This is a genomic window from Arthrobacter sp. CJ23, assembly GCF_024741795.1.
Taxonomy (GTDB): Bacteria; Actinomycetota; Actinomycetes; order Actinomycetales; family Micrococcaceae; genus Arthrobacter.
Genome location: NZ_CP102950.1, coordinates 157,193 through 183,140, shown reverse-complemented (window position 1 = coordinate 183,140; position 25,948 = coordinate 157,193). Strand labels below are relative to the sequence as shown.

At 66.3% G+C, this 25,948-nt stretch carries 26 protein-coding genes; 13 read left to right on the top strand and 13 right to left on the bottom strand.

The window, feature by feature from the left end; genetic code table 11:
• The first annotated feature begins 122 nt into the window (after window positions 1–122).
• On the top strand, window positions 123–1,391 hold the full coding sequence (locus tag NVV90_RS00865; protein ID WP_258437945.1) for an IS110 family transposase: 1,269 nt from the start codon (window positions 123–125) through the stop codon (window positions 1,389–1,391).
• Between the two features lie 372 nt (window positions 1,392–1,763).
• On the opposite strand, the gene pstB is transcribed toward NVV90_RS00865, so the two are convergent.
• From pstB to pstS, 4 genes are all read right to left on the bottom strand, one after another.
• On the bottom strand, window positions 1,764–2,543 hold the full coding sequence (gene pstB, locus NVV90_RS00860; RefSeq protein WP_258439315.1) for a phosphate ABC transporter ATP-binding protein PstB: 780 nt from the start codon (window positions 2,541–2,543) through the stop codon (window positions 1,764–1,766).
• Between the two features lie 73 nt (window positions 2,544–2,616).
• A complete protein-coding gene (pstA, locus tag NVV90_RS00855) occupies window positions 2,617–3,720 on the bottom strand; it encodes a phosphate ABC transporter permease PstA (protein WP_258439314.1) in 1,104 nt (367 codons plus the stop codon).
• The gene (gene pstC, locus NVV90_RS00850) at window positions 3,721–4,653 is read right to left on the bottom strand and encodes a phosphate ABC transporter permease subunit PstC (RefSeq protein WP_258439313.1); all 933 of its coding nucleotides are present in this window, start codon (window positions 4,651–4,653) and stop codon (window positions 3,721–3,723) included.
• A gap of 147 nt (window positions 4,654–4,800) precedes the next feature.
• Window positions 4,801–5,919, bottom strand: a complete 1,119-nt coding sequence (gene pstS / locus NVV90_RS00845; protein ID WP_258439312.1) for a phosphate ABC transporter substrate-binding protein PstS — start codon at window positions 5,917–5,919, stop codon at window positions 4,801–4,803.
• 267 nt (window positions 5,920–6,186) lie between these two features.
• On the opposite strand from pstS, the gene NVV90_RS00840 reads away from it, so the two are divergent.
• The 3 genes from NVV90_RS00840 (at window position 6,187) to NVV90_RS00830 (ending at window position 9,495) form a co-directional block, all read left to right on the top strand.
• Window positions 6,187–7,314, top strand: a complete 1,128-nt coding sequence (locus NVV90_RS00840) for an aromatic acid exporter family protein (RefSeq protein WP_258439311.1) — start codon at window positions 6,187–6,189, stop codon at window positions 7,312–7,314.
• Between the two features lie 121 nt (window positions 7,315–7,435).
• On the top strand, window positions 7,436–8,809 hold the full coding sequence (gene radA / locus NVV90_RS00835) for a DNA repair protein RadA (protein WP_258439310.1): 1,374 nt from the start codon (window positions 7,436–7,438) through the stop codon (window positions 8,807–8,809).
• A gap of 62 nt (window positions 8,810–8,871) precedes the next feature.
• Window positions 8,872–9,495 (top strand): Pr6Pr family membrane protein, encoded by a 624-nt coding sequence (locus NVV90_RS00830; protein WP_258439309.1) that lies wholly within the window; start codon window positions 8,872–8,874, stop codon window positions 9,493–9,495.
• A 12-nt stretch (window positions 9,496–9,507) separates the two neighbouring features.
• Here NVV90_RS00830 and NVV90_RS00825 read toward each other — a convergent pair whose 3' ends face one another.
• A complete protein-coding gene (locus NVV90_RS00825) occupies window positions 9,508–11,121 on the bottom strand; it encodes a peptide chain release factor 3 (protein WP_258439308.1) in 1,614 nt (537 codons plus the stop codon).
• A 362-nt stretch (window positions 11,122–11,483) separates the two neighbouring features.
• Here NVV90_RS00825 and disA point away from each other — a divergent pair, with 362 nt between their 5' ends.
• The gene (gene disA, locus NVV90_RS00820) at window positions 11,484–12,560 is read left to right on the top strand and encodes a DNA integrity scanning diadenylate cyclase DisA (RefSeq protein ID WP_258439307.1); all 1,077 of its coding nucleotides are present in this window, start codon (window positions 11,484–11,486) and stop codon (window positions 12,558–12,560) included.
• Between the two features lie 29 nt (window positions 12,561–12,589).
• Here disA and NVV90_RS00815 read toward each other — a convergent pair whose 3' ends face one another.
• The gene (locus NVV90_RS00815; RefSeq protein ID WP_309304084.1) at window positions 12,590–13,171 is read right to left on the bottom strand and encodes a hypothetical protein; all 582 of its coding nucleotides are present in this window, start codon (window positions 13,169–13,171) and stop codon (window positions 12,590–12,592) included.
• A 410-nt stretch (window positions 13,172–13,581) separates the two neighbouring features.
• Here NVV90_RS00815 and NVV90_RS00810 point away from each other — a divergent pair, with 410 nt between their 5' ends.
• The 4 genes from NVV90_RS00810 to NVV90_RS00795 all read left to right on the top strand — a co-directional run bounded on the left by NVV90_RS00810 (window position 13,582) and on the right by NVV90_RS00795 (window position 16,069).
• Entirely contained in the window at window positions 13,582–14,547 is a 966-nt protein-coding gene (locus NVV90_RS00810) for an A/G-specific adenine glycosylase (RefSeq protein ID WP_258439305.1), read from the top strand.
• Between the two features lie 136 nt (window positions 14,548–14,683).
• Complete coding sequence (locus NVV90_RS00805; protein ID WP_258439304.1) at window positions 14,684–15,115, top strand: DUF3592 domain-containing protein; 432 nt, start codon at window positions 14,684–14,686, stop codon at window positions 15,113–15,115.
• Window positions 15,116–15,118: 3 nt separating this feature from the next.
• On the top strand, window positions 15,119–15,550 hold the full coding sequence (locus tag NVV90_RS00800) for a DUF3592 domain-containing protein (protein ID WP_258439303.1): 432 nt from the start codon (window positions 15,119–15,121) through the stop codon (window positions 15,548–15,550).
• 66 nt (window positions 15,551–15,616) lie between these two features.
• The gene (locus NVV90_RS00795) at window positions 15,617–16,069 is read left to right on the top strand and encodes a hypothetical protein (protein WP_258441024.1); all 453 of its coding nucleotides are present in this window, start codon (window positions 15,617–15,619) and stop codon (window positions 16,067–16,069) included.
• Between the two features lie 10 nt (window positions 16,070–16,079).
• On the opposite strand, the gene NVV90_RS00790 is transcribed toward NVV90_RS00795, so the two are convergent.
• Window positions 16,080–17,075, bottom strand: a complete 996-nt coding sequence (locus tag NVV90_RS00790; protein WP_258439302.1) for an alpha/beta hydrolase — start codon at window positions 17,073–17,075, stop codon at window positions 16,080–16,082.
• A 40-nt stretch (window positions 17,076–17,115) separates the two neighbouring features.
• Window positions 17,116–17,832: an alpha/beta fold hydrolase gene (locus tag NVV90_RS00785; RefSeq protein WP_258439301.1), complete on the bottom strand. Its 717-nt coding sequence runs from the start codon at window positions 17,830–17,832 to the stop codon at window positions 17,116–17,118.
• 365 nt (window positions 17,833–18,197) lie between these two features.
• Here NVV90_RS00785 and NVV90_RS00780 point away from each other — a divergent pair, with 365 nt between their 5' ends.
• The 3 genes from NVV90_RS00780 (at window position 18,198) to NVV90_RS00770 (ending at window position 21,601) form a co-directional block, all read left to right on the top strand.
• Complete coding sequence (locus NVV90_RS00780) at window positions 18,198–20,429, top strand: helix-turn-helix transcriptional regulator (RefSeq protein ID WP_258439300.1); 2,232 nt, start codon at window positions 18,198–18,200, stop codon at window positions 20,427–20,429.
• Between the two features lie 226 nt (window positions 20,430–20,655).
• Window positions 20,656–20,973, top strand: coding sequence for a hypothetical protein (locus NVV90_RS00775; protein WP_258439299.1), 318 nt, complete (start codon window positions 20,656–20,658; stop codon window positions 20,971–20,973).
• Window positions 20,974–20,986: 13 nt separating this feature from the next.
• On the top strand, window positions 20,987–21,601 hold the full coding sequence (locus tag NVV90_RS00770; RefSeq protein WP_258439298.1) for a dihydrofolate reductase family protein: 615 nt from the start codon (window positions 20,987–20,989) through the stop codon (window positions 21,599–21,601).
• Here NVV90_RS00770 and NVV90_RS00765 read toward each other — a convergent pair.
• Window positions 21,588–22,385, bottom strand: a complete 798-nt coding sequence (locus NVV90_RS00765; protein WP_258439297.1) for a helix-turn-helix transcriptional regulator — start codon at window positions 22,383–22,385, stop codon at window positions 21,588–21,590. The two genes, NVV90_RS00770 and NVV90_RS00765, sit on opposite strands and share 14 nt — an antisense overlap.
• A gap of 70 nt (window positions 22,386–22,455) precedes the next feature.
• Between NVV90_RS00765 and NVV90_RS00760 the strand changes: the two genes are divergently transcribed.
• The gene (locus tag NVV90_RS00760) at window positions 22,456–22,968 is read left to right on the top strand and encodes a glyoxalase/bleomycin resistance/extradiol dioxygenase family protein (protein WP_258439296.1); all 513 of its coding nucleotides are present in this window, start codon (window positions 22,456–22,458) and stop codon (window positions 22,966–22,968) included.
• Between the two features lie 4 nt (window positions 22,969–22,972).
• On the opposite strand, the gene NVV90_RS00755 is transcribed toward NVV90_RS00760, so the two are convergent.
• The 4 genes from NVV90_RS00755 to dhaK are packed head-to-tail and all read right to left on the bottom strand — an operon-like array spanning window position 22,973 to window position 25,716.
• Entirely contained in the window at window positions 22,973–23,332 is a 360-nt protein-coding gene (locus tag NVV90_RS00755) for a VOC family protein (protein ID WP_258439295.1), read from the bottom strand.
• A 28-nt stretch (window positions 23,333–23,360) separates the two neighbouring features.
• Window positions 23,361–24,050 carry a dihydroxyacetone kinase phosphoryl donor subunit DhaM gene (gene dhaM, locus NVV90_RS00750; protein ID WP_258439294.1) on the bottom strand — a complete coding sequence of 230 codons (690 nt, stop codon included), beginning with the start codon at window positions 24,048–24,050 and terminating at the stop codon, window positions 23,361–23,363.
• Window positions 24,047–24,727: a dihydroxyacetone kinase subunit DhaL gene (gene dhaL, locus NVV90_RS00745; RefSeq protein ID WP_396125331.1), complete on the bottom strand. Its 681-nt coding sequence runs from the start codon at window positions 24,725–24,727 to the stop codon at window positions 24,047–24,049. The genes dhaM and dhaL overlap by 4 nt, the downstream gene beginning before the upstream one ends.
• On the bottom strand, window positions 24,715–25,716 hold the full coding sequence (gene dhaK / locus NVV90_RS00740) for a dihydroxyacetone kinase subunit DhaK (protein ID WP_258439292.1): 1,002 nt from the start codon (window positions 25,714–25,716) through the stop codon (window positions 24,715–24,717). The genes dhaL and dhaK overlap by 13 nt, the downstream gene beginning before the upstream one ends.
• Between the last annotated feature and the right edge of the window lie 232 nt (window positions 25,717–25,948).

Below are 25,948 nucleotides of genomic sequence, written 5' to 3'. Positions count from 1 at the left end.
GTGGGCCCTTCATTGTTCCTTTCATCGAGAACGAGGACTAGATTCCCGTTGTCCCTGGTGATCCCCACGGGCGGCCACTTCGATATTCAGAAGGGCCGCGCCGTGAGGAGATGAGCAGGATCATGCTGGCTGAAACCCAGGATGAGGAACAGATCATTGCCAGGGTCGCCGGGATCGACATTGGCAAGGCCGAACTCGTGTGTTGCGTGCGGGTCCCCGCGGAGGGGAACCGAAAGAAACGGTTGCAGGAGGTGTCCACGCATTCGACCATGACCCGTTCGTTGGCGGACCTGGCCAACCATCTCGTGGACCTGCGCATCGAGCGGGTGGTGATGGAGGCGACCAGCGACTACTGGAAGCCGGTGTTCTACCTCCTCGAGGCGCACGGGCTCGAACCGTGGCTGGTCAACGCCCGCGACGTGAAGCATCTGCCGGGACGTCCCAAAACCGATGTGCTGGATGCGGTGTGGCTGTGCAAGGTCGCCGAACGGCAGATGCTCCGGCCCAGCTTCGTCCCGCCCGCCCCGATCCGCAGGCTCCGGGACCTGACCCGGTACCGGATTGACCTGGTCGGGACCCGGACCGCGGAGAAGAACCGGGTCGAGAAACTCCTCGAGGACGCCTGCATCAAACTCTCCTCGGTGGCCTCGGACACCTTCGGGGTGTCCGGCCGGGAAATGATGGCAGCGCTCATCGCCGGAGAACGCAACCCGGGCGTGCTCGCGCAGCTGGCACGCTCCAGCATGCGCAGGAAGATCAGCGAACTGGAGGAGGCGTTCACCGGCCGCTTCGATGACCACCACGGCTTCCTGCTCGCCCGGATGCTGGCAAGGATTGACGGCATCGACACCGATATCGCCGCGCTCGATGAACAGATCGAGGTCCAGCTGGCCCCTTTCGCCGCGGCGGCCAAACGCCTGGATGAGATCCCGGGCATCGGCCCCATCGCCGCCGCCGTAGTTCTGGCCGAAATCGGGGTCGACATGTCCCGGTTCCCGACCGCGGGGCACCTGTGTTCCTGGGCAAAGTTCTCCCCGGGCATCAACTCCTCCGCAGGCAAGACCAAAGGAAACGGCTCGACCGGGCACGGCAACCGCTATCTCGCCCGGGCCCTTGGCGAGGCCGCCTTCGGAGCCGGCAAGACCAATACCTTCCTGGGCGAACGCTACCGAAGGCTCGTCCGGCGGCGGGGCAAGAAACGCGCCATTGTCGCCATCGGACGTTCCATCCTCGTCATCGTCTGGCACCTCCTGCAGGGCCCGGACACACGGTTCCAGGATCTCGGCGCCGACCACTTCACCCGCCACACCAACCCCGAAACCAGGAAGCACAGCCACATCCGGCAACTCGAGGCCCTCGGCTACACCGTCACCCTGACCCCTGCCGCCTGACTCCAACATTCCCCGTCCACCGAGGGCTGCCTTTCGCCCCCGGATGCCCAAACACGCGCGCCAACGAACGCACATCACCTCATTTTCGGACTAGCAGCATGTGTCGTTTTGGAGGCTCAAAACGACACCTGCTGCGACCCAGTTGGGCGGGCCGGCCACAACTGACGCGTTAAGGAACGACGGCGACCGTACCCCCAAGGTACGGTCGCCGTCGTCGTTAACCGGTTCCCCCAAAGCAACCGGAGCCTGCTGGGCTGGGCCCACAGCCGCAGGGGTCCCCCGGGCGAGCGTGCGAGCCTGGGGAGCGGCTGGTTGGGCCCACGCCGCCAGGGTTCCCTGGCCGAGCTTGCGAGGTTAGGGCGGCGGTGGGGATTATCCGAAGCGGCCGGAGACGTAGTCTTCCGTGGCCTTCTGGGACGGGTTGTTGAAGATGGTGGTGGTGTCGGCGAACTCGATCAGCTTGCCGGGCTTGCCCGTGCCTGCGATGTTGAAGAACGCCGTCTTGTCCGAGACGCGGGCGGCCTGCTGCATGTTGTGCGTCACGATCACCACGGTGTACTGGTCCTTGAGCTCGTTGATGAGGTCCTCAACGGCCAGGGTGGAGATGGGGTCCAGGGCGGAGCAGGGCTCGTCCATCAGGATCACCTGGGGTTCCACGGCGATGGCGCGGGCGATGCAGAGGCGCTGCTGCTGGCCGCCGGAGAGGCCGGAGCCGGGCTTGTCCAGGCGGTCCTTGACCTCGTTCCACAGGTTGGCGCCCTGCAGGGAGCGCTCCACCAGGGCGTCGGCTGCACCCTTGGAGATCTTCTTGTTGTTCAGCTTCACGCCGGCCAGCACGTTGTCGCGGATGGACATCGTGGGGAAGGGGTTGGGGCGCTGGAAGACCATGCCGATCTGGCTGCGGACCGTGACGGGGTCAACGCCGGGGCCGTAGAGGTTGTCGCCGTCCAGCAGGACCTCACCTTCAACGCGGGCACCGGGAAGGACCTCGTGCATGCGGTTCAGCGTGCGCAGGAAGGTGGACTTGCCGCAGCCGGACGGGCCGATGAAGGCCGTGACGGACTTGGCTTCAATGTTGATGTTGACGTCCTCGACGGCCAGGAAGCTGCCGTAGTAGACGTTCAAGTCCTTGACGTCGATGCGCTTAGACATGGTGTTCCTTCATTGCTTGGGGTGTGGAAGTTTGTGGGTGGCGGGGCCGCCGCCGGAAGGACTCGCGCCCAGTTTAGCGGCCGGTCTTCGGTGCGAATAGGCGCGCGATCAGCCGGGCGCCCAGGTTCAGGAGCATCACGAGGATGATCAGCACCAGGGCCGCGCCCCAGGCCCGCTGGTCCGAGGGACCGGGGTTGGACGGCGAGGTCGGGTTCAGGATCTGCGTGTAGATGAAGGTCGGCAGCGAGGCCATCCAGCCCCCGAACACGTTGTTGTTGATGGTGGTGGCGAAGCCGGCGGTGACCAGGATCGGGGCGGTCTCGCCGATGACGCGGGCGATCGCGAGGGTGACGCCGGACGCGATGCCGGAGATCGCCGTCGGGATGACCACCTTGAGGATGGTGCGCCACTTGCGCACGCCCAGGGCGTAGGCGGCCTCGCGCAGCTCGTTCGGGACGATCTTGAGCATTTCCTCGCTCGAGCGGACCACTACAGGGATCATCAGGACGGAAAGCGCGACGGCGGCCACCGCACCGGTTTTGGTGCCGGGGCCCACCACCGCGAAGAAGAACGCTGCCGCGAAAAGGCCGGCCACGATCGAGGGGATGCCGGTCATGACATCCACAAAGAAGGTGATGGCGCGGGCCAGCGGACGGTCGTTGCCGTACTCCACCAGGTAGATCGCGGTCATCAGGCCCACAGGCACGGAGATCACCGTTGCCAGGAGCGTGATCTGGACGGTGCCCAGGAGGGCGTGGTAGATGCCGCCCACCACCTTGGTGCCTTCCTCGACGCTCTTGTTGTCGAACGCTCCGGTGACGCCGTTCATGGACGTGCCCAGGAAGCCGGGAGCGATCAGGCCGGGGACGCCGTTGACCAGCACCGTCCAGATCACCGAGACCAGCGGCAGCAGTGCGATGAGGAATGCGCCCATCACCAGGCAGGTGGCGAGCTTGTCCTTGGCCTTGCGTCCACCTTCGACGGCGGCGCTCCAGCCGACCAGGCCCACCGCAAACAGGATGGCGGAGACCAGGCCCCAGCCGAAGGCGTTGAAGCCGATGAGCGCCAGGATGGCGGCGCCCACCACCAGGGCCACGGCCAGGACGATGTACGGCGCGAACTTGGGGAGCTGGCCCTTGGTGAGCGCGGAGCGCTTGCGGACGATTGTGGCAGTCATTTAGTTGGCTCCCGAGAATTCTTTGTGCTTGGTGATGATCCAGCGGGCCACCATGTTGACGCCGAGGGTGATGACGAACAGCACCAGGCCGGCGGCGATCAGGGTGTTGACCTTGACGCCGCTGGCTTCCGGGAAGTTCAGGGCGATCTCGGCGGCGATGGTCTGGTTGCCGGACTGGATCAGGCTTGCCGTCAGCACGCCGGAGGAGAGCACCAGGGCAACGGCCATGGTCTCGCCGAGAGCACGGCCCAGGCCCAGCATGATGGCGCTGACGATTCCGGGGCGGCCGAACGGCAGGACTGCCATCCGGATCATTTCCCAGCGGGTGGCGCCCAGGGCCAGCGCGGCTTCCTCGTGCAGCTTGGGGGTCTGCAGGAAGATTTCGCGGGACAGGGACGTGATGATCGGCAGGACCATGACGGACAGGACGATGCCGGCGGTCAGGATGGTCTTGCCGGTTGCGGAGGCCGGACCCTGGAAGATCGGCAGCCAGCCCATGTTGTTGGCGAGCCAGTCATAGGCGGGCGAGATTTCCTTGGCCAGGAAAGCCGCACCCCAGGCGCCGTACACAACGGAGGGGATGGCGGCCAGGAGGTCAACCACGTAGCCGAGGCCCGAGGCCAGGCGGCGCGGTGCGTAGTGGGAGATGAACAGGGCGACGCCGATGGCCACCGGGGTGGCGATCACCAGGGCGATCGCTGCAGCGATCAGGGTGCCGACGACGATCGGCCCGATGTAGGCGAAGAAGCCGTGACCGCCCTGGATCTGCTCGGGCTGGGCCGTGAGGGCCGGGATCGACTGCACCACAAGGAACAACGCGACCCCGAAGAGGACCGCAAGAATCAGGCACCCTGCGGCCATGGCGGCCCCGGAGAAAACCTTGTCCCCGGCGCGTCCGGCGCCTTGGGAGGTTGTCAGGGAGTTGGTGGTCACTTCACGATCCTTCAGTTTCAATCAACTGGTAATACATGGCTAAGTTCCCTGCCCTGCCAGAGTGGCATTTAGCCACTCTGGCAGGACAGGGAACTTCGGTGTTCCGGAATGCTTTGCTTTGAGTATGAGCGCTCCGGAGCTGGATTCTTAGGCCTTGGCCTTGATGGACTCGATGGCAGCCTTGGCCTTGTCCTGCAGGGTCTTGGACAGCGGCGCGGACTTGGCGGCGTCGGCTGCGGCCTTCTGGCCGGCGTCGGAGACTACGTAGCTTTCGAAGGCCTTGACCAGGTCAGCAACTGCCTTGGTCTCGTAGGTGGAGCAGACGACGTGGTAGGAGACCAGCACTACGGGGTAGGCGCCGCTGGCGGTGGTCTTGCGGTCCAGCTTGATGGCGACGTCGTTGGCGGAGCGGCCGTCAACGGCCTTGCCGGCTTCGACAGCCTTGGCTGCGGCCTCGGCGGAGATCTTGACGAACTCGGTGCCGACCTTGATGGAAGCGGTGCCCAGCTTGCCGGAGACGGCGGAGTCATCGGCGTAGGTGACGGCGCCCGGGGTGTCGGTGACGGTCTTGACGACGCCGGAGGTGCCCTTGGCGTTCTCGCCCTTCAGGGCTGCGGGCCAGATGCCGGCTGCCTTGTCGGTCCAGACCTCGGGAGCAGCAGCCGCCAGGTAGTCGGTGAAGTTGGTGGTGGTGCCGGAGTCGTCAGAGCGGTTGACCGGGGTGACCTTGAGGTTCGGGAGGGTGACGCCGGCGTTCAGGGCGGCGATGGCCGGGTCGTTCCAGGTGGCGATTTCTCCGCGGAAGATCTTCGCTACGGTTGCGGCGTCGAGCTTCAGTTCCTTGATGTCAGGAAGGTTGAAGGCGACGGCGATCGGGGAGATGTAGACCGGGATGTTGATGGCGCCATCGGCACCGCACTTGGCCTTGGAGGCGGCCAGTTCGTCGTCCTTCAGGTAAGCGTCCGAGCCGGCGAACTGGGCCGAGCCGTCGATGATCGCCTTGCGGCCTGCGCCGGAGCCGTCCGGGGAGTACTGCACGGTGGCGCCCTGGTTGGCGGAGGCGAAGCCGGCCTTCCACGCGTCCATGGCTGCACCGGTGGAGGATGCGCCGATGCCGGTCAGCGTGCCGGTGACCTTGACGCCGGCAGCAGCCTGCGTGGCGGGGGTCGAGCCGGTTGCGTTGTCGGAACCGCAAGCGGTAAGCGCGAGTGCGCCAGCTGCGATGACCGCGATTGCCGCGTTGCGGCCGAAGCGAGTTGCCTTCACTTGAATGTACCCCTTCCAGGGATTCTCTGATGCGAGCCGAACGGAGATCGGCATACGAAGCTGTGGACCTTATTTGTGCCTTTATTGACGGTAAGGAATGCAGGTAACGGGATGTCCGGTGCAAAGTGAACAGCAGGTGAACGACGGCGGACCATTCGGTGTTGTGGCGCGTCGCTTGTTGAGCTGCGTCATACGACGGCCCCTGTGCCGTTGAGTGCCGCCCGCGGCTGGACGGGGAGGCCCTGCCCGCCAAATAGACTGGATTCCATGGCAGCCGTGAAGGGACTTTCCAGAGGCAAGAAATTCCTGCGCGCCCGGGTCAGGACCGGCCTTGTCCGCAGCCGCAATTCGCTGGTCCCGGCCATCCAGATGACCGTCTGCGCCGTGGGCGCCTATGCCTTCGCCGAATACATCCTGGGCCACTCGGGCCCGCTTTTCGCGGCCACCTCGTCCCTGATCGCCCTCGGCTTCTCCCGGGAGCCAAGGCTGCGCCGCGTGGTGGAGGTGGGTCTGGGCTGCACCATTGGCATCGCGGTGGGCGATCTGGTGCTCCACTGGCTGGGCGGCTATATCTGGGTTGCCGCGCTCGTTCTCCTGATTTCCATCCTGCTTGCGCGTTTCTTGGACAGCGGCACCATCTTCACCACCCAGCTGGGGCTGCAGTCCCTGCTGGTGGTCCTGCTGCCAGCGCCCGACGGCGGACCGTTCACGCGCAGCCTGGACGCGGTGGTGGGCGGCGTGTTCGCCCTGCTGGTGACCATCCTGGTGCCCAAGGATCCGCGCCGCGAGCCGCGGGAGGACGTCCGGAAGCTCCTGCACGAGCTCGCCGAGGTGCTGCGGGAGTGCGCGGAAGCGATGATCCACAGCGATTCCACGCAGGCCTGGCACGCCCTCATCCGCGGCCGGAACTGCCAGCCGCTGGTGGACCGGATGCGCCAGACGCTCCGGGCCTCCGGTGAGGTGGCAACCCTCGCCCCCGCCTACCGGCGGCACCGTGAGGAGCTTGCCGACCTGGAAAAGTCGCTGGACTTCATCGACCTCGCCCTGCGCAACAGCCGCGTGTTCGCCCGCCGCCTGACCAGCGCCATCAACCATGCCGCGCTCACGGACGAAGCCACGGACAACATCTCCGAGGTCCTTCAGGAGACGGCAGCGGCCGTCGACGAGCTGACCGTGGGCCTCTCTGAACTGAACGACGGCGCCCGCCGCGCCCACTTGCGGGTGGCGCGGCAGGAGCTGACGCTGGTTGGCTCCCGGCTGCACCCGAGGATGTTGGACGTGCACCGGCTGGAGGGCGAAACCGTGGTGATGCTGTTCCGGCCGCTCATGGTGGACCTGCTGGAGGCGAGCGGCATGGAGCCGGAAGAGGCCCGCGCCGTCCTGCCGCCGCTGTAGGCACCAGCCGGAATTGCACCCGGTGATTACTTCGGCGCCGATTGCAGCTGGTGCCGAAGTATTCAGCGGGTGCGGAAGCCGCCGAAGTCCCGTTGTCGTACCCCTCCACTAACCTGAACACATGGCAACCAAGACGTCCCGCGCATCCAAGACTCCCGCGTACAAGTGCGCCGAATGCGGCTGGACGGCGGTCAAGTGGGTGGGCCGCTGCGGCGAGTGCCAGGCCTGGGGAACCGTCGAGGAAACCGGCGCCACCGTCGCGCGTACGACGGCGGCAGCAACGGTTCTGGAGCCGGCCCGCCGTATCGCCGAGGTGGACGGCACCACAGCGGCTTTCCTGCCCACCGGCGTGGATGAGCTGGACCGCGTCCTGGGTGGAGGGCTCGTGCCCGGTGCCGTCATCCTGCTGGCGGGGGAACCCGGCGTCGGGAAATCCACCCTTCTGCTGGACGTCGCGGCGAAGTTCGCGCGCACCGGCCAGGATGTCCTGTACATCACGGGCGAGGAGTCGGCAGCCCAGGTGAAGCTGCGCGCGGATCGGATCGACGCCGTCGCGCACACCCTGTACCTGTCCGCCGAAACGGACCTCGGCCAGGCCCTGGGCCAGGTGGAGAAGCTGGAACCCAAGCTGCTCATCGTGGACTCCGTGCAGACGCTCAGCAGCGCGGACGTGGAGGGCAGCGCCGGCGGCGTCTCGCAGGTGCGCGAGGTCGCTGCCTCCATCATTGCCGCGGCCAAACGGCGCAACATGACCACGCTCCTGGTGGGCCACGTGACCAAGGACGGCACCATCGCGGGCCCGCGGCTGCTCGAACACCTGGTGGACGTGGTCTGCCAGTTCGAAGGCGAGCGCCACTCCCGGCTGCGGCTGCTGCGGGCCGTGAAGAACCGCTACGGCGCCACGGACGACGTCGGCTGCTTCGACCTCAACGAGGCCGGCATCGAGGGCCTGGCGGATCCCAGCGGACTGTTCGTATCGCGGACCCGCGAGCCCGTGTCCGGCACCTGCATCACGGTCACCATGGAGGGCCGGCGGCCGCTGCTGGCCGAGGTCCAGTCCCTGCTCGCCGAGAGCCCCAATTCCCAGCCCCGCCGCGCCACCAGCGGCCTGGACAGCTCCCGCGTCTCCATGCTGCTGGCGGTCCTGCAGCAGCGCGCGGGGTGCCTGCTGCACAAGGACGATTCCTACGTGGCCACCGTGGGCGGCGTGAAGCTGAGCGAACCCGCCACGGATCTCGCCGTGGCCCTGGCCGTCGCCTCGGCCAAGGCCCGCAAGGCGCTGCCGCAGCGGCTCATTGCCTTCGGCGAGGTGGGCCTGGCCGGCGAAGTCCGTCCCGTGCCCGGCATCAACCAGCGCATCCACGAAGCCCACCGGCTCGGTTTCACGCATGCCGTGGTGCCGGCGAGCCCCACCGGAGCCGGTCCGGTCCCGGACGGCTTCACAGTCCGGGAAGTCGGGCACCTGGTAGAGGCCCTGGAGCTGCTGATCGCGTAACGCCTCAGTTGCTGCGGAGTGTCGTCGGCCCCGGAAGGCACGGTTTCAGGAAGATTTAGCCCATGACCAAAAGAACTGTGCTTATTGGGGGACGCTTTTTCTTCGGCCTCTTGACGTTGGTGGCTGTGGGGACGCAGCTGACGGTCCATCTGGGCATGGGGTACGACCCCTGGAACTTCTTCAGCTACTTCACCAACCTGTCCAACATCTTCGCCGCGGTGGTGCTCCTGGTCAGCGGCTACCGCGTGCTGGTCAACAAGCGGCCCAGCGAACTGGACGACGCCACCCGCGGAACCGCCACCATCGCCATGGCCGTGGTGGGCCTGGTCTTCGGCGCGCTCCTGGCCGGCGAGGACCTGGGTTCCCTGCTGCCGTGGGTCAACTTCGTGGTCCACTACCTGATCCCCGTGGTGATGGTGGCCGACTGGCTGTTCCAGCCGCCGCGCGCCACGCTCACCATGAAGCACCTCTGGTACTGGCTGCTCTACCCCATCGCGTACCTGGTCTACAGCCTCATCCGCGGCGCCTTCGTGAACTGGTACGCCTACTGGTTCATCGACCCGGCACGCGCCGGCGGCTGGGGCGGCGTGCTGGTGTTCGCCGTCGCGATTTCCGTGGGCTTCGTGCTGGTGAGCCTGGCCATGATGTGGCTCGGCAACAAGCTCAAGCGGCAGGTGGACTACTAGCCCAGTCCGCGACTACTTGGCCGGGTTGTGCGTTCCGATCGGCACCAGCGTCAGGGCCGGATGGTTCTTCTCGATCCGGCGCAGCGCCCAGATGTCGTTGAACAGCGCCAGGTACTCCCCGTCGGACCGCAGCAGCACCTCGGCGCCCACCACGTTGGCCAGCGCAGGCATGGCTTCCTGCGTGGAGATCCTCGCCATGGAATACGGCAGGCGTTCCAGCCGCAGCGGGGCGTTGAAGTCGTGCTCCATGCGGTCCTCCACCACCTCGAACTGCATGGGCCCGACGGCGGCAAGCACCGGCGCCTGGTCGCCGCGGAGGTCGGAGCGGAGCACCTGGATGACGCCCTCGTGCTCGAGCTGTTCGATGCCGCGGCGGAACTGCTTGAATTTGCTGGGGTCCTTGGAGCGCGCCACCTGGAAGTGCTCCGGGGCGAAGAGCGGGATGGCCGGGAACTCCACGGCACCATCCAGGAAGAGACTGTCGCCGACGCGCAGCGAGGAGGCGTTGACCAGCCCCACCACGTCGCCGGGGTAGGCCTCGTCGATCACTTCGCGCTCCCGGCCGAATACCTGCTGGGCGTACTTGGTGGCGAACGATTTGCCCGTCCGGGTCTGCGTCACCACCATGCCGCGCTCAAAGACACCGGAGCAGACGCGGATGAAGGCCACGTGGTCGCGGTGGGCCTTGTTCATGCCGGCCTGGACCTTGAAGACAAAGCCGGAGAAGGGCGACTCCACCGGGCGCGGGCTTCCCTCGACGTCGGGCCGTGGTGCGGCATGCGGCGCGAAATCCACCAGGGCGTCCAGAAGTTCCTTGACGCCGAAGTTCAGGGCGGCGGAGCTGAACAGGATGGGCGTTGCGGTGCCCGCGTGGAAGGCGTCGACGTCGAACTCGAGGTTGGACTCGATGACCAGCCCGGCTTCGTCCACAGCGTTGGACCAGTCCACGCCTTGGCTGTCCGCGGCTTCCTCGGGAGTGAAGTATTCGGTCAGCGCGATGCTGGCGCCGGCGTTGTTGCGCTGGAAGCGGGCGAAGCGGTCGTTGCGCAGGTCCCAGACGCCGCGGAAGTCGCCGGAGATGCCCACGGCCCAGGTCAGCGGCATCGGCTGCAGGCCGGTGCGTTCGGTGATCTCGTCCATCAGGGCGAGGGCGTCCAGGCCGGGGCGGTCCCATTTGTTGATCACGGTGATGATCGGGAGATTGCGCTGCTTGCAAACCTCGAAGAGCTTCATGGTCTGCGTTTCCAGGCCTTTGGCAGCATCCACCAGCATCACGGCGCAGTCAACGGCGGCCAGGACACGGTAGGTGTCCTCGGAGAAGTCGGCGTGGCCCGGGGTGTCCAGCAGGTTGATCACACTGTCCCGGTAGGAGAACTGCAGCGCCGCGGAGCTGATGGAGATGCCGCGGTCCTTTTCCATCTGCATCCAGTCCGAGACCGTTTCCTTGCGGTTGGCCTTGCCGCTGGACGCGCCTGCCGTGCCGATGACCTTGGCGTGCAGCGCGAGCGCTTCAGTGAGCGTCGACTTGCCGGCGTCGGGGTGCGAAATAACGGCAAAAGTACGACGCCGGGCCGCCTCTTTGTGAATCTCGTGGACTCGTGCGGGGTTCAGGACGTCTTGGGACACGGTGCTACTTTCGCTGCGGTGAGGGGTGACCCCTTGCGCGTGGCGGGGACTGGGCTGGGAAGGGACCGGCGGGGGGCCGAGTACCAAGTTTATCGTTGCGCCTGCCAACCACCGAAAAGGAGCCTTCCGGGCATCCCGGCCTGGCGGCGGAAGTGCCCGCCGGCCAGCCGTCGTCGGACGCGTTCCCGGGGCGCTTCGCGGCACGCCCTGATGGGGCACTTTGGGGCTTGCCTGTGCGGTTGTTGGCCTTCTTTACCTCTATCATTGAGCTTGCGGGAAACTGAGTACTTTTTGATCCTGTTGACGCACAGTGGAACGGGCAGAGCTGCGCATGCCTGTCCACACCTTTGAAGGGAACACCTATGGCTCGGAGCCCCGAAGAATCGCTCAAGGCGACTCTGGGCAGAGTTGCGCCCGGCACTCCCCTGCGGGACGGCCTGGAGCGCATTCTCCGTGGCCGCACCGGAGCCCTCATCGTGCTCGGCTCGGACCGCACCGTGGACTCCATCTGTTCCGGCGGTTTCGACATCGGCATCGACTTCTCCCCCACGCGCCTGCGCGAGCTCGCCAAGATGGACGGCGCCATCATCTGCGACAAGGACGCCGGCAACATCCTCCGGGCCGCCGTCCAGCTGGTGCCGGATTCCAGCATCGAAACCCAGGAATCGGGCACGCGGCACCGCACGGCCGAGCGCGTGGCCATCCAGACCGGCGTCCCCGTCATCTCCGTCAGCCAGTCCATGCAGATCATCGCCCTGTACGTGAACGGGCTGCGGCACGTCCTGGAAGGTTCCGAGAAAGTCCTTGCCCGCGCCAACCAGGCCCTGGCCACGCTGGAACGCTACAGCGCCAGGCTGGACCAGGTGACCAGCTCGCTTTCGGCACTGGAAATCGAAGCCATGGTGACTATCCGCGACGTCGCGGTCACCCTGCAGCGCCAGGAAATGGTGCGTCGCATCTCCGAGGAAATCGCCCAGTACGTGCTGGAACTGGGTGAAGACGGCCGTCTCCTCTCGCTCCAGGTCGAGGAACTCAACCAAGGCCGCGGCCCCGGCAGCGACGTCATCATCCGCGACTACGCCGATCCCGACGCCACGCCGGAGGAGATCGAGGAGGCCGTGCAAGCGCTGCTCAACCTCGACTCCACGGAGCTGATCGACCTCGCCAAGATCGCCGGGATCATGGGGTTCTCCGGCGGCGTGGACCTGCTGGACACCGTGGTGCAGCCGCGCGGCTACCGGCTCCTGTCCGGGCTCACCTCGGTTCCCAAGGCCGTGGCTGACCGCCTGGTGGACTACTTCGGCGGTTTGCAGAACCTGATGGCGGCCACCATCGACGACCTCATGACCGTGGACGGCATCGGCGACCAGCGCGCCCGCACCGTCCGCGAGGGCCTGAGCCGCATGGCCGAGGCAAGCCTCCTGGACCGCTTCCTGTAGGTGACTCTTAAGGAGCGCCCCGCGCCGGCTCAGTTCAGTTGGAAGACCGCCTTGGTGCTGGTCTTGTTCCCCAGCCGCGCCACGAACGTGTAATACGCGCCGCCCGCTCCGGGCTTGGCATTGATCACCCCGCACCCTTCCAGCGTGCGGTTGCGCTGCCACTTGAAGTTTCCGGTTTCGCTCGCGCCCGGTTCGATGGTCTTGACCAGGTCCTCGCTGGCGGCCTGGCAGTCCTTCGAGGAGAAGATCCGGTCCGCGCCGCTCATCACCAGGAACTCCATCTGGGATGTCCCCATGTTCACCTGGCAGGGTGCCGTGCCGCCGTTGGTGACCTTCATGCTCAGCACCGGCAGCTCGTCGGCCCCATAGCCGGGCTTGTCCGTCGCGGCGGCCACGGTCACCAGGCTCAGATCGCACACGGCACTGGGCGTTGGCGTGGCCTGGCCCGCCGAGGCAAGGGGCGTGGCACCGCCGTCGGGGGCCTGGGTGGACCGGGTATCGTTGGCGGCGGCGCCGGCATCCTTGCCAGGGTTTCCGGCCAGCGCGCTGCCGATCGCCAGGATCCCGCCCACGAACAGTGCGATCACCAGCACCAGCGCGCCGAACACCACCTGCCTCCGACGCCGGTACACGGCGGGGCTTGCCCGCCGGGTTCCGGGGCGGCCAGGTGGCCGGGTACCCGGACGGCCAACCGGCCGGGTACCGGACTTCGCGGAAGGGCGGCTGCCGCCGCCTGCTGGCCTCACGGTCCGGGCAGGGCTTTTCGCCGGCGCTTTCTTGCGCGCGGACGGTTCCTGATTGCCCTGTTTGACCATGTTTCTAGGCTAGGCACGCGCGGGCCGGGCGCCCCTTCACCACGCCGCTGCCGGCCAATCCGGCCCAGTATGACGTGCGTCATCCACAAGCCGTTCCACTACAGTTGATGGCAGCAAGCGGCGGCACCAGCAACCGCAACAGCAGCCAAGACGGCACCAAGAGACCACCCAAGCCAGCACCAGCCAGAACCCGGGAGAAGCAACGGATGACACTGCCCGGAGCCACACTCCCCGGTGCCACGGAACTGGCCGGACTCCACCGCGCCCTGGATGCCTGGTTCGCCGAATCGGCCCGAGAACTGCCGTGGCGGTCGCCGGACTGCAGCCCGTGGGGCATCCTGGTCAGCGAGGTCATGCTCCAGCAGACGCCGGTGGTCCGGGTCCTGCCCGTCTGGGATGACTGGATGGAGCGCTGGCCCACGCCGGCACACCTGGCCAAGGAGCCGGCCGGCGAGGCCGTCCGCCACTGGGGCCGGCTCGGGTACCCGCGCAGGGCCCTTCGGCTGCACGCGGCCGCCGTCGCCATCCAGGAGCAGCACGGCGGCGCGGTGCCGGGCACCCACCACGAGCTGCTCACCCTTCCCGGGGTGGGCGACTACACGGCCGCCGCGGTGGCTGCCTTCGCCTACGGGCAGCGCGAAACGGTGGTGGACACCAACATCCGCCGGGTCCACGCCCGCCTGGTTTCCGGCCTCGCACTTCCGGCGCAGTCGCTCACGGCTGCCGAAATGCGCCTTGCCGAGGCCCTCCTGCCGGACGATGCCGCCCTCTCCGTACGCTGGAACGCCTCGGTCATGGAGCTCGGGGCGGTGGTCTGCACGGCCCGCTCCCCCAAATGCGCCGAATGCCCCGTCCGCGCGTCCTGCGCCTGGCTCGCCGCCGGTGAGCCGCCGCCGTCGTACACGCCCAAGGGGCAGGCCTGGCACGGTACCGACCGGCAGGTCCGCGGCGCGGTCATGGCCGTCCTCCGCGAGGCTGACGCCCCCGTTCCGCGCGAGATGTTCGAGCAGGCCCCTGCCGATCTCGGCTTCGCGCCCTCCGGCGTCGGGGTTCCGCTTGCGGCGCTGCACCGCCTCAACTCGGCGCCCGAACAGCTTGGCCGTGCCCTCGACGGCCTGCTGCTCGACGGTCTCGCGGAACTGCACGACGGCGGGCTGCGGCTTCCGGCCTGAGGCATTGCCGTACGCGGGGCGTTTCAGTACGGGCGTTTCAGTACGGGCGTTTCAGTACGGGCGTTTCAGTACGGGCGTTTCAGTACGCGGGGCCCCGGCTGGCATACTTCTGGGGACTCGAATCTGGGGGAAGCTCATGAGAATCGTGCTGTATGCCATCTGGGCGCTGTTCGTTGCGGCTGCCATTTTTTCGCTCGTCCATTCGCTGCGGAAGGCCAGGCGGCAGGAAAAACTGATCGCCGGCTGGCCGAAAGTGCAGGCCACGGTCACCGGCAACGTAGCGGGCTGGAGCCATGGCGGGGGCGGCTCAACGCGGAGCAGGCGCTTCTACCCCAGCTACCAGTTTTCCGACCCCAACGGGACCCTGTATGCCGGCGAATCCGAGGTTTCGTACGCCAATCCGCAGGTACCGGGATCGTTCGTGGAGGTTGCCTACAACCCGCTGAATCCCAATCAGTCGTTCCAAGTGGCGTCCGAATCCAGGAGGATGCTCGGCTGCCTGGTGCCGGTCTTTGCACTATTCGCCCTGCTGCTGTTCTGGGCAGCCGGCGCCTTCCCGCTGGGCTGAACCATGGACTCCGTGAAACTGCTGTTCGTCGTGCTGCCGGGGATTTTCCTTATTCTGGGACTGCTCCTGATGGGGCTGTCCCTGGCGGCGGCCGTCCGCCGGAAACGGTCCATGGCGGGGTGGCGGGAGGCTTACGCCACGGTCACCGGCAATCTGCATGGCACGGACGGTCCGGCGAGCAACGGCCGGAACCGCTTCGCGCCGTCGTACGAATTCCTGGACGCCGGCGGCAAGCGCTGGCTGGGGCAGTCCGATATCTACAGCCAGGACCAGGCGATCATCGGAACCCTCATCCCGGTGGTCTACAACCCGGCCAATCCCGCCGAATCCACGCTGCCGGGCTTCCTCGTTGCCAAGGGCCGGCTGTCGCTCGGTCTCATTCTGGCTATCTTTGGCGCCGGGGGCATAACGATGTTTGCATCACTTCTCGGCTAGCCATGCGGTGCTGCCCTGCCGGACCTACGCTGAAGTATGCGCAGGTTCGGATTGGCTGTGACTTTGATGACCACGACGGCGTTCTTCCCCGGGTGCCAGCCGCAGCCGGCCCCGTGCCCCATGATCGCGATGGCCCCCGTGGTCACCGTGACCATCCCGGCCAGCTACGTCCCCGCAGTGAAGTCCCTACATCTGAAGGCCTGCCAGGACGGCGCGTGCAAGGAAGAGGACCTGGAGCTGATGCCCGGATACGTCTCTATCGACCAAGGCTGCCGACCGGAAGGCATGTGTTCCGCAACCGCCTCGCCCGACGGCACGCGGATCGGCCACCTGTTCCTGCCGACCCTGAGCGAATCACCAATCGACGCCACGGCGAGCGGCGCCGGCACGGACGGCAACCCCCTGCCGGTACGGACCATGACGTTCACGCCGAAGGCCAGCTACCCCTACGGCGAACAGTGCGGCAGGTTCATCACGGCCAATCTGGTGCTGGACGCCGAGGGGCTGAGGCAGGGGTAGTGCAGTCCTGTTACCTTGAGGAAGGTGACGGGGCCCGTACAAAGTCAGGAACCAGCGCAGCCTTGAGGACCGCGACGGCCTGTCCGATAGCGGCCGCGGCTGCATGCGTTTCATGCATGGAATTGACCATGACGAAGTCGTGGACGATTCCGCCAAAACGGACCTGGGTCACGGGGACTGAGGCTGCCCGCAACTTGGCGGCGAAAGCCTCGCCCTCGTCACGCAGCACGTCGGCCTCCGCGGTGATGACCAAGGCCGGTGGGAGCCCGGCGAGCTGTTCGGTGGTTGCGCGGAGCGGGGACGCCGTGATCTCTGCGCGCTCTGCCTCGCTCGTCGTGTATTGGTCCCAGAACCATTTCATACCTTCGCGCGAGAGGAAGTAGCCTTCAGCGAATTGCTCGTAGGAAGCAGTGTCGAAGTTTGCGTCCGTAACGGGGTAGAACAGCACCTGTTGCTTGAACGAGACATCACCTCGCTCTTTCGCCATGAGGGTCAAAGCGATTGCCATGTTTCCGCCGACGGAATCCCCGGCCACGGCCATCCTGGACCCGTCCAACCCCTTGTCTGCTCCGTTGGCGCCTACCCACTGCGCCACCGCATAGCTCTGCTCGTTCGCAACCGGGTAGTGCACCTCCGGGGAACGGTCGTATGCCGGGAACACCACAGCGGCCTCGGCCCCGACTGCGAGGTCGCGGACCAGCCGGTCGTGGGTGTGTGCGTCACCGAAGACCCACCCTGCGCCGTGTGTGTAGAGAATGACAGGAAGTGTGCCAGTGTTCCCCTTCGGCCTGACGATGCGCGTCCGCACAGACCCAGTAGGGCCGCCCGGGACCGTAATCCATTCCTCGTCGATCTCGGGCTTCCAGATCTCGCCATCTTGGACGCCGTCGACTGCTTTCCTGCCTTCCTCAGGTGTGAGCTGGTACAGGAAGGGCGGCTCGCTGGTGGCGTCCACGAATGCCTGGGCCTGCGGTTCGAGGGAGATGTTGTGCGGATTTCCGCTCATGGTGTGTCCTTGTCTGCTGTGTTTGGAAGGTTTGGGGCGATCAGGAAAGCTCGTCGATGGCGTCCGTGATGAACTTCGCCACCTCTTCCGGGTGCGTCATCATGACCAGATGGGGAGCATCGAGCTCAAGGATCCTTCGTGCGTTGGCGCGCTTGTAGCCGAAGCGCTCGACGTCCGGGTTGATGGTGTGGTCCGAGCTGGAGACGATGCCCCAGGCCGGCTTGGTCTTCCAGGCCGCTACGGGCGCCGCCTCGCCGAAGGCAACAGCCGAGAGGGGCCGCTGTGAAACGGCCAGTACGCGGCTGACTTCCTTCGGGACCCCGGCTGCGAAAATGTCAGGGAAAGCCTCGGGCTTCACGGCGACATCAGTGCCTGGGTCCGAGCCGTCGATTGGATACGGCGAGTACACGAGGTTCTCTGCCAGATCTGAATCCGGGAAGCCCCCTTGCAGGGCGCCAAGGCTTTCGCCCTCGTCCAGGGCGTAGCCCGCCACGTAGACGAGGCCCACGACGTTCTCGGCCACCCCGGCAACCGTGATGACTGCACCGCCGTAAGAGTGACCGGCGAGGATTACTGGACCGTCAATCTGTTCGACGAAGGACTTGATGTAGGCGGAATCTCCGGTGAGGCTGCGGTTGAAGACTGGCGGAACGGCTACGTCGTATCCCTCGTCGAGCAGCGCGCGAGTAACGGGCGCCCAGCTTGCCGCATCAGCGAACGCGCCATGCACCAGGACGATGGTGGGGGTTGTGGACATGGGATTCTCCTTGTGTTCTTGGTTACCCGGTGGGGGTTGGAAGGATCATGTGCCCGCCACGCCTTCGCACCGGTGGTTTCTGGAGCGCGCTGTGTAGCGCCCTTGCCAGTTCATCCCATGCGCCGTTGTGGGCACCATGAAGAAAGGACGCAGAACGGGACTTCTGACGACCGCGGCTAACCTTATGTAGTTGTGGCCACGCGGATGTATGTCATGCGGGCGCACACTTTGCCCGGATTGGCAGATAGGTTCGCTGGATGGATTCCGTTCCGAAGGGTGGCAGTGTGTCTGTCGACAAGTCAGTGGTAACGCTTCGGCCCTTGGGGTCTTTGCTGCGTGGGCACCGCGAGCGCGCAATATTGTCCTTGGAGCATCTGGCAGAGTTGTCCGGGGTCAGTGACCGGACCATCAGCGACATCGAACGCGGTGTCAGCACCGCCCCACAGCGCCGCACTCTCTTGGCCCTTGTCGGGGCCCTGAAGCTCACGGACGCTGAACAGGACGAGTTTCTGGGCGCTGCCCGCGCAGGAAAAATTACGACGGCGGCCGGCGGCCGATCTGCGTCCCTCGAGCCCCGCCGTCTCCCGGACTTCACGGGACGCACCTCGGAAATGGCTGAACTTCTGGCTTTCCTCGAAGTGGACTCGTCCGCGCAGCGGACGGTGGCCCCCGTCGCCATCCTGCATGGTGCCCCCGGAATGGGCAAGACGGCAATGGCCGTCGAAGCCTTGCACCGCCGGCAGGAGAATCACGCGATGGCCCTTTTCGTGGACCTCAACGGCTTGGATGCCTTTCCGCTGACACCTTTGCAAGTCCTTCAGGCACTGCTCAAGCAGGCTCTTCCCTCCGGCAGGCAGGTCCCGAAAACCCTGGCATCGGCTGCATCCCTGTGGCGGGAAGTCTCGGCAGATTCACCGGTGGCAGTCCTCTTGGACAACGCCGCGAGTGAAGCCCAAGTACGCCCGGTCCTGACAACCGGACACAGAGGGGTTGTCGTAGTGACGTCGCGACGCAGCCTTGCAGGACTTGAAGGCGTCCGCAGGTTTCCATTGGGGCCCCTCCCGCCGTCAGACAGCGAGGCACTGTTGGCTGAAATAGTCTCTGCAGGTCAGCGCGGGGCGCCGCTGAAGGACTTGGCCGTCTTATGCGACCAGATTCCGTTGGCGTTGCGGATCGCAGGGAACCGACTGGCAAGTCAGCCGGCTTGGACGGTGAGCGACTTCCTTGATCGCCTCAGGTCCGAGGAACGCCGACTGCGTGCACTCGTGGCCGGTGATCTCGCAGTGGAGGCGGCCTTTAGCTTGTCCTACGGGCACCTTGACGAGGAGCACAAGCAGCTATTCCGCAATCTCTCCCTTCTCAAGGGGGCCACTTTCAGTGCCCCTCTTGCCGGTGCCGCCATGGCTGGCGCCAACACCGCCCACCTCGGAAGTGCCGCGGACGTCGAGGAACGTTTGGATGAGCTCGTGGACCTGGGCCTGGTTCAAGCACTAACCGGTAGCCGCTACCGTCTTCACGACCTGCTGAGGCTGTACGCCGCCGGGCGGTTACGTGCGGAGACGAGCGCCGAGGACATCGCAGCCCACCGGGCTCACCTTCGCGCGTGGCTTCTGACGAGCACGGTAAATGCTGGAAACTGGTTCGAACCTCATCCCGCACCGGGGCTGATTGGCGGCACGCCAGGAATGGAATTCCGTAGCTCGGCCCAGGCAAGGCACTGGCTGCAGTCCGAGACCCCGGATTGGTTTGGAGCCTATCAAGAGGCGGTTACGAGGCATGAACATCAGAACGTCGTAAAGGTTGCCGAGTCCCTGCACTGGTTCGCTGGCATTTGGGAATCATGGGGCAACTGGCATCGGCTCTTCGCGGATTCCGTCAAGTCCGCCGCTGCGCTCGGCGACCAAGCATGCCATTCAGCTCACCTCGGTTACCTTTCGTTTGCCTACAACAATGAGCGGATGGATCATGAACGGGCCCTCTCAACGGCTCTTCTTGCCATGGACGCCGCCATCGGAGCGAACAACCCAACGCTGCAGGGGTGGGCATATCTCTACATAGCGCTGAGCTATCGCGGTCTCGGGAAGATCCCCGAAGCCATGACCAGCGCCGAACAGGCCATCTCCCTTTTCGAGGCAGTGGGTGAGATCGAGGGTCAGGCGCCAGCTTTGATGCTCAAAGGAAGCATCCACCAAGCTTGGGACCAGCTCGATACCGCTGTTGATGTCGCTGCGGGACTCTTGACACTTGTCAGGAGCAGCAGGATGCCAGCCAACGTGGCTGACTTCATCGAGTTCTACACGCTGCAGTTGTTGTGCGGCTCGCTGTATGACCTGCAGCGCTATGAGGAATGCATTGAGGTCGCCGGGGAGGCGCTTGCAGTGGCGGAACAGATGGAATGGCATCTGGGGCGTGCCTCAGCCCTGTACCACAGAGGCAAAACGTACGACGCCCTCAACAGACACTCACTCGCGGCCCAGGATCTCTCCCGAGCGCTCGGTCAGGCTGTCACAGCGGGAGACAAGCGGCTGGAAACAGCAATCCGACAGATGGCAGGCGAAATGAAGGACAAACTGGCAGCCCTGCGATGTGACTCCTGAGCAAGCCGGCTACCTCTCGGGTTCCTCAGCCGATGTCAGGGATGGCCCATCTGCCGCCTTGGTCGCCGCCGTCGTCGTATTTTCCGTGTCCGATGCGTTGCCTCTGCCCAGTTTATTCGTGCGTGAATGTGCCGGCCGGACTCAGCCCGCGGTGTTGCGCAGATCACATTTGATGCCTAGTCTGGGGAGGCTGCGGCGTGGCAGCGAACCGATGAAAGGCAGCGTATTGGCCAGCGACAAGCTCTCCGTAGTTGTTCGAGTCGACCTTGACGGCGCACAGATCCAGATCGCAGCGACCGGGCATGTAACAACATCAAATCTCCATGCGCTTTATCCCATCGTTCAACGCACCTACAACCTTGCCGACCGCCTCGACGTGGAGATGGACCTCACGCAGGCCCTGGTCGAGCCGGATGCACTCGAACAACTGCAGAGGCACGGCAGGCTCCACGAACTGCCGGTCAGAGTTGATCGCAGCATTGCCGTCCTGCCGCCTCAAGAAGCACGCACTGTGACACTCTCGGCAGCAACGCTGGCTGCATAACCAGGAGCACACCATGGGAATCCTCTCCGTCGACCTGTTCATCACCCTCGACGGCGTGTACCAGGCGCCGGGCGGCCCCGACGAGGACCGGGAGGGCGGGTTCGAGTTCGGCGGCTGGCAGGCGGCGTATTCCGACGAGCAGACCGGCGAGGCGATCGGCGCCGGCATCAACCGCATGGACGCATTGCTGCTCGGACGCAAGACCTACGACATCTTCGCGGGGTTCTGGCCCACCCGGGGCGACGACGACCCTATCGCTGTGACATTCAATGCCCTGCCGAAGTTCGTCGTGTCCCGCTCCCTGACCGACCCGGCATGGGAGGGCACCACGGCTTTGTCGGATGTCGCGGAGGTGGCCACCCTCAAGGACCGGTTCAACGACGTCCACGTCATCGGTAGCGGCGACCTGGCGCGGTCGCTGCTCGAGGCCGACGTCGTGGACCGGCTGAATCTCTACCTCTACCCGCTCACGTTCGGATCGGGCAAGCGGCTGTTCGCCGATGGTACCGGCGTGCCGGCGGCATTCCGATTCGCACAGCCGCCACAGGCGTTTCCGAAGGGCGCGATCTTGCTCGCATACGAGCGCGCGGGCGCGCCGATCACGGGCATCGACATCAGCCAGGCGTAGCGGCGCCGAATGACCGGCGATACGTGCTCGGCGTGAATCCCAGGTACTTCTGGAAATCATTCGTCAGGTGGGCGTGGTCCGCGTAGCCGAGTTCGGCAGCGATCTCGGCGAGGTCTGCGCTTGGGTCCGTCCGCGAGCGCTCGGCGGCGTCCTGCAGGCGTCGGCGGCGGATCAGCACGGACGGGCTGAGGCCGATGTATTTTCTGGCAACCCGCTGCAGGGTCCTGGGCGAAACCGAGATCCGGGATGCCACGTCCTCAATCCGGGTCACCCCGGAATCCGAAGCGATGACCTCCATCATCGCGTTTGCAAGCAACCCTTCGTCCGAAACAACAGCACCCAAGGAAACCAGCCACGCCACAAAGGCCGCGACGGCCCGCTCGCGGCGGGCACCGCCGTCGGGCGAGTCCATGGCCGCCGAGACGGACAGGCGAAGGTCATGCAGCGGGAGGGCAAGCCCGGTGTCACGAAGGCTGCCGGGATCGTCGGTGAACAGCGGCACGGCCGCGGGGCGCAAAAGGGCACCGACCGCCCAGCCGCGGCCGGCCAGGTCTCGATACGTGGCGTGGGTGGTGGGACCGGAGAACTCGACTGCGTCCGGCTGCACCACCAGATTCGAGGCCGGGTAGGCGATCAGGTGCTGGCGGGAGGTACGCCCGGGCTGGATGTCCCATTCGGGGATCCAGAACCACTGCACCAGGTCCGCGACGGCAGCCGGCGCGGGCAGCCTGTGGAACGTCGGCAGCCGGGCCGGGTACAGGATGCCCTTGAACGAACCCTCCATGGAAGACACCTCCAAGACCTGTCGCGAATCTCCAAGCGCCGGCGAATCTTCGGCACGTAGCGTCGAAGCTATGACAGATACTACAAGCACCCAGCCAGCCACGGCCGCCCACGGCGAGCACACAAGCCACGGGATTCCGCACGGCGCCACGAGCCTCACACCGTTCCTTGCCGTCGCTTCCGCCAAGGAGGCCATCGGGTTCTACCGGGACGTCTTCGGTGCGCGCATCATCAGCGCCACCGAGTTCGGCGGAATCGTGGTCCACGCCGAACTCGACTTCGGGCAGGGCCACCTCCAGATCGGCGAGCCCAACCCGGACTACCACCTTGTCCCGGCACCGAAGGGCGACGACGACTGCTACTCGCTGGGCATCTACTGTTCCGACGCCGACGCCCTCGTGGAGCGCGCCGAAAAGGCCGGCGCCACCATCCGGGAACCACTGGCCACCTTCGTCTCAGGCGATCGGTACGCCAGCATCCGGGATCCCTTCGGCGTTCGCTGGTCCATCATGACCCGCGTGGAAGACCTCTCCGAGGAGGAAAGCAACCGCCGCGTCGCAGAATGGGCCGCCCAGCAGGGCTAACGCCTCAGGACGAGCACAGGCAGAAGGGGTGGCCCGCCGGGTCAAGGAACACGCGGAAGGTGGTGCCGGGCTGGTACTCCGCCTTGGTGGCTCCCAGCCCGGTAGCCACCTCCTCGCCCTTGTCCAGGTCTTCGACCACCAGGTCCAGGTGCATCTGCTGGGGGACCGTTTGTCCTGGCCACTGCGGCGGGCGGTAGTCCTCCACCTGCTGGAAGGAGATGCAGTTGCTGCCGTCCTCGGGCCGGATATCCACCCAGCCGCCCTCGTCCTTCACGTCCCAGCCCAGCAGCCCGCTGTAAAAGGCCGCCAGGGCCGCCGCGTCGGGACAATCGATAACAACACTCGGAAACCGTGCAATAGCCATGCGAATTCCTTCCCTGTTTCATCACTGATCACTCTGTTGGGAGCTCGCCGAACCCGTCCGCCACCAGCCTGCCGACGTAGTCCACCGCTTTGCGCGCGTCCGGCCCCCGCGCCTCCACGTGCAACACTCCACCCTGTCCGGCGGCGAGCGTCATGAGTGCCATCATGGACGTGCCCTCGACGCCATTGACGGTCACCTCTGCATCCAGGCCGGAGAGCCCACCGGCGATCTTGGCCGAGGGACGTGCGTGGATGCCCATCGGGTTGATGAGTTCGAAGTCACCCACGGAATCCGGCTCTCCGGATCCGGCATCCGCCGGACCGGACGGGCTGCCGCCGAAGCCAATGGCCTCCGCTGCCTTGCGTACCTCATAGGCGCCGGCGCCACCCTGGGCGGCCACGGCTGCGGCTACGAGCCCCTCCACCAGCGGCGCATCGGCGAGGAGCACGGCCTCGGGCTGCGAACAGAATTCGACGGCGGACTCGGCCGTCATCACCGCGGAACCAAGGTCCGTGAGCACCACCACGCCGTCGCCTGCCGCTCCGGCCAGTGAATGCTCGACAGCGGCCAGCACCTTTTCGAGGCTGGTTCCGATCCGCTCGTCATCGGTGCCCCCGGCGGCGAGGAGTCCGACGTCGGGAGCCATCTGGGCGGCAAGTTCCACGGCCCCCTCGGCGATCTTGCTGCTGTGGGAGACCACCACGATCCCAACCGTCATGCGGCGCCGTTCCCGGCTGCGCCCGCAGACTCCTGGGAAGCGGCGGCCGTGGCCGCGGCACGCAGCAGCAGGGCGCTCGACGCCGCGCCGGGATCACGGTGCCCGGCGCTGCGCTCCCCCAGGTAGCTTGCCCTGCCCTTGCGCGCGATCAGGGGGTCCGTGGCCACCGCCCCGGCTTCGGCAGCCTCCGCGGCCGCCACAAGTACTGCGGTGGTGTCCCCGCCTGCCGCGGCAGCTTCCGCCGCCTCCACCGCCGGAGTCCAGGCATCCACCATGGTCTTGTCGCCGCTTTCGGCCTTCCCGCGGGCTACGATGCCGTCCCGGCCGGCCACCAGGGCGGCCGCGAGCGCGGCTGCGTCAAGCTCGGCCGCATCCCCGATCGACGTGGCAGCCCGCAGGTAGGCGGTGCCGTACAGCGGCCCGGCAGCCCCGCCCACCGTGGACATGAGCGTCATGGCCGCCAGCTTCAGCGCGGCGCCCGGGGACGCCGGCGGGGCGTCCTGCAGTTTCTGGAGCACGGCCTTGAAACCGCGGTCCATGTTTTCGCCGTGGTCGGAATCGCCGATTGGCCGGTCCAGTTCAATGAGCTCCGTGCGGTGTTCTTCCATGAGCTGCGCGGAAAGCCGCAGCCATTCCACGGCCCAGGCAAGCCCCAGCCCCACGCCTACATTCCCCATCGCAGGGCGGCCGTGTGCACGGGCGCGTCCCAGAGGGCCGTGAGTTCATCATCCAGGCGGAGGACGGTGATGGAGCAGCCCTGCATTTCCAGCGAGGTGACGTAGTTGCCCACCAGTGACCGCTCCACGGTGGCGCCCTTCTCCGCGAGCAGCTGCGCGGCCCGGCGGTAGACGATGTAGAGCTCGCTCAGGGGCGTGCCGCCCATGCCGTTCACGAAGAGCAGCACCTTGTCGCCGGCGGTGATGCCCAGGTCTTCCATCACCGGGTCCAGGAGGCGGCCGGTGATGGCATCGGCGCCTTCCATCGCGATCCGGTGCCTGCCCGGCTCTCCGTGGATGCCGATCCCGATCTCGATCTCGTCCTCTGCCAGCTCGAAGCTGGGCACGCCGGCGTGCGGAACGATGCAGCCGGTCAGCGCCACGCCCATGGTGCGGATGTTCCGGACCACGCGCTCGGCAATCTCGGTGACGGCGTCCAAGGCGTCGCCGCGTTCCGCGGCGGCGCCGGCGATCTTCTCCACCATCACGGTTCCGCCCACGCCGCGGCGGCCTGCCGTGTACAGGGAATCCTCCACCGCGACGTCGTCGTTCACCAGCACGGTCCGCACGCTGACACCCTCGGCCTGGGCCATCTCGGCCGCGGTTTCGAAGTTCAGGACGTCTCCGGTGTAGTTCTTGACGATGTGCACCACACCGGCGCCGCCGTCCACGGCCACTGTTGCCGGAATGATCTGGTCAGGCGTCGGTGAGGTGAAGACGGCGCCCGGCACGGCGGCGTCGAGCATTCCGGGTCCCACGAAACCGGCGTGCAGGGGCTCGTGTCCGCTGCCGCCACCGGACACCAGTGCCACCTTGCCGGACACGGGCGCCCCCTTGCGGAGGACAAACTTTGGTTCGGGGTGGACGTCCACGAGCTCGGCATGCGCCATGCCGAACCCCTCGACGGACTCGTCCACTACCGCGCGGGGATCATTGATCAGCTTTTTCATGGCGTTGCTCCTGGGCGTGCTGGCTGCTGCCTCGACCCTACTACCAGCATCCGGACTGCGGTAGGGCCGTGCCGGTGGCTGCCGGCCCGGCCGGTCCGGCCTGGATCCCGCTCCCGGAGGCTTAATGGCGGAAGGGACAGCCCCCAATGACTGTCCCTTCCGCAAACTTCGGCCCCGCCGATCCGCCCGGATCTGCCCCACGGGCGCCCGGCCGCAGGGGCTACGGGGAGCT

Coding starts and splice junctions, on each gene's coding strand:
- NVV90_RS00865 (WP_258437945.1), top strand. CDS start 123: ATGCTGGCTGAAACCCAGGATGAGGAACAGATCATTGCCAGGGTCGCC.
- pstB (WP_258439315.1), bottom strand. CDS start 2,543: ATGTCTAAGCGCATCGACGTCAAGGACTTGAACGTCTACTACGGCAGC.
- pstA (WP_258439314.1), bottom strand. CDS start 3,720: ATGACTGCCACAATCGTCCGCAAGCGCTCCGCGCTCACCAAGGGCCAG.
- NVV90_RS00840 (WP_258439311.1), top strand. CDS start 6,187: ATGGCAGCCGTGAAGGGACTTTCCAGAGGCAAGAAATTCCTGCGCGCC.
- radA (WP_258439310.1), top strand. CDS start 7,436: ATGGCAACCAAGACGTCCCGCGCATCCAAGACTCCCGCGTACAAGTGC.
- NVV90_RS00830 (WP_258439309.1), top strand. CDS start 8,872: ATGACCAAAAGAACTGTGCTTATTGGGGGACGCTTTTTCTTCGGCCTC.
- disA (WP_258439307.1), top strand. CDS start 11,484: ATGGCTCGGAGCCCCGAAGAATCGCTCAAGGCGACTCTGGGCAGAGTT.
- NVV90_RS00810 (WP_258439305.1), top strand. CDS start 13,582: ATGACACTGCCCGGAGCCACACTCCCCGGTGCCACGGAACTGGCCGGA.
- NVV90_RS00805 (WP_258439304.1), top strand. CDS start 14,684: ATGAGAATCGTGCTGTATGCCATCTGGGCGCTGTTCGTTGCGGCTGCC.
- NVV90_RS00800 (WP_258439303.1), top strand. CDS start 15,119: ATGGACTCCGTGAAACTGCTGTTCGTCGTGCTGCCGGGGATTTTCCTT.
- NVV90_RS00795 (WP_258441024.1), top strand. CDS start 15,617: ATGACCACGACGGCGTTCTTCCCCGGGTGCCAGCCGCAGCCGGCCCCG.
- NVV90_RS00790 (WP_258439302.1), bottom strand. CDS start 17,075: ATGAGCGGAAATCCGCACAACATCTCCCTCGAACCGCAGGCCCAGGCA.
- NVV90_RS00785 (WP_258439301.1), bottom strand. CDS start 17,832: ATGTCCACAACCCCCACCATCGTCCTGGTGCATGGCGCGTTCGCTGAT.
- NVV90_RS00770 (WP_258439298.1), top strand. CDS start 20,987: ATGGGAATCCTCTCCGTCGACCTGTTCATCACCCTCGACGGCGTGTAC.
- NVV90_RS00765 (WP_258439297.1), bottom strand. CDS start 22,385: ATGGAGGGTTCGTTCAAGGGCATCCTGTACCCGGCCCGGCTGCCGACG.
- NVV90_RS00760 (WP_258439296.1), top strand. CDS start 22,456: ATGACAGATACTACAAGCACCCAGCCAGCCACGGCCGCCCACGGCGAG.
- NVV90_RS00755 (WP_258439295.1), bottom strand. CDS start 23,332: ATGGCTATTGCACGGTTTCCGAGTGTTGTTATCGATTGTCCCGACGCG.
- dhaM (WP_258439294.1), bottom strand. CDS start 24,050: ATGACGGTTGGGATCGTGGTGGTCTCCCACAGCAGCAAGATCGCCGAG.
- dhaL (WP_396125331.1), bottom strand. CDS start 24,727: ATGGGGAATGTAGGCGTGGGGCTGGGGCTTGCCTGGGCCGTGGAATGG.
- dhaK (WP_258439292.1), bottom strand. CDS start 25,716: ATGAAAAAGCTGATCAATGATCCCCGCGCGGTAGTGGACGAGTCCGTC.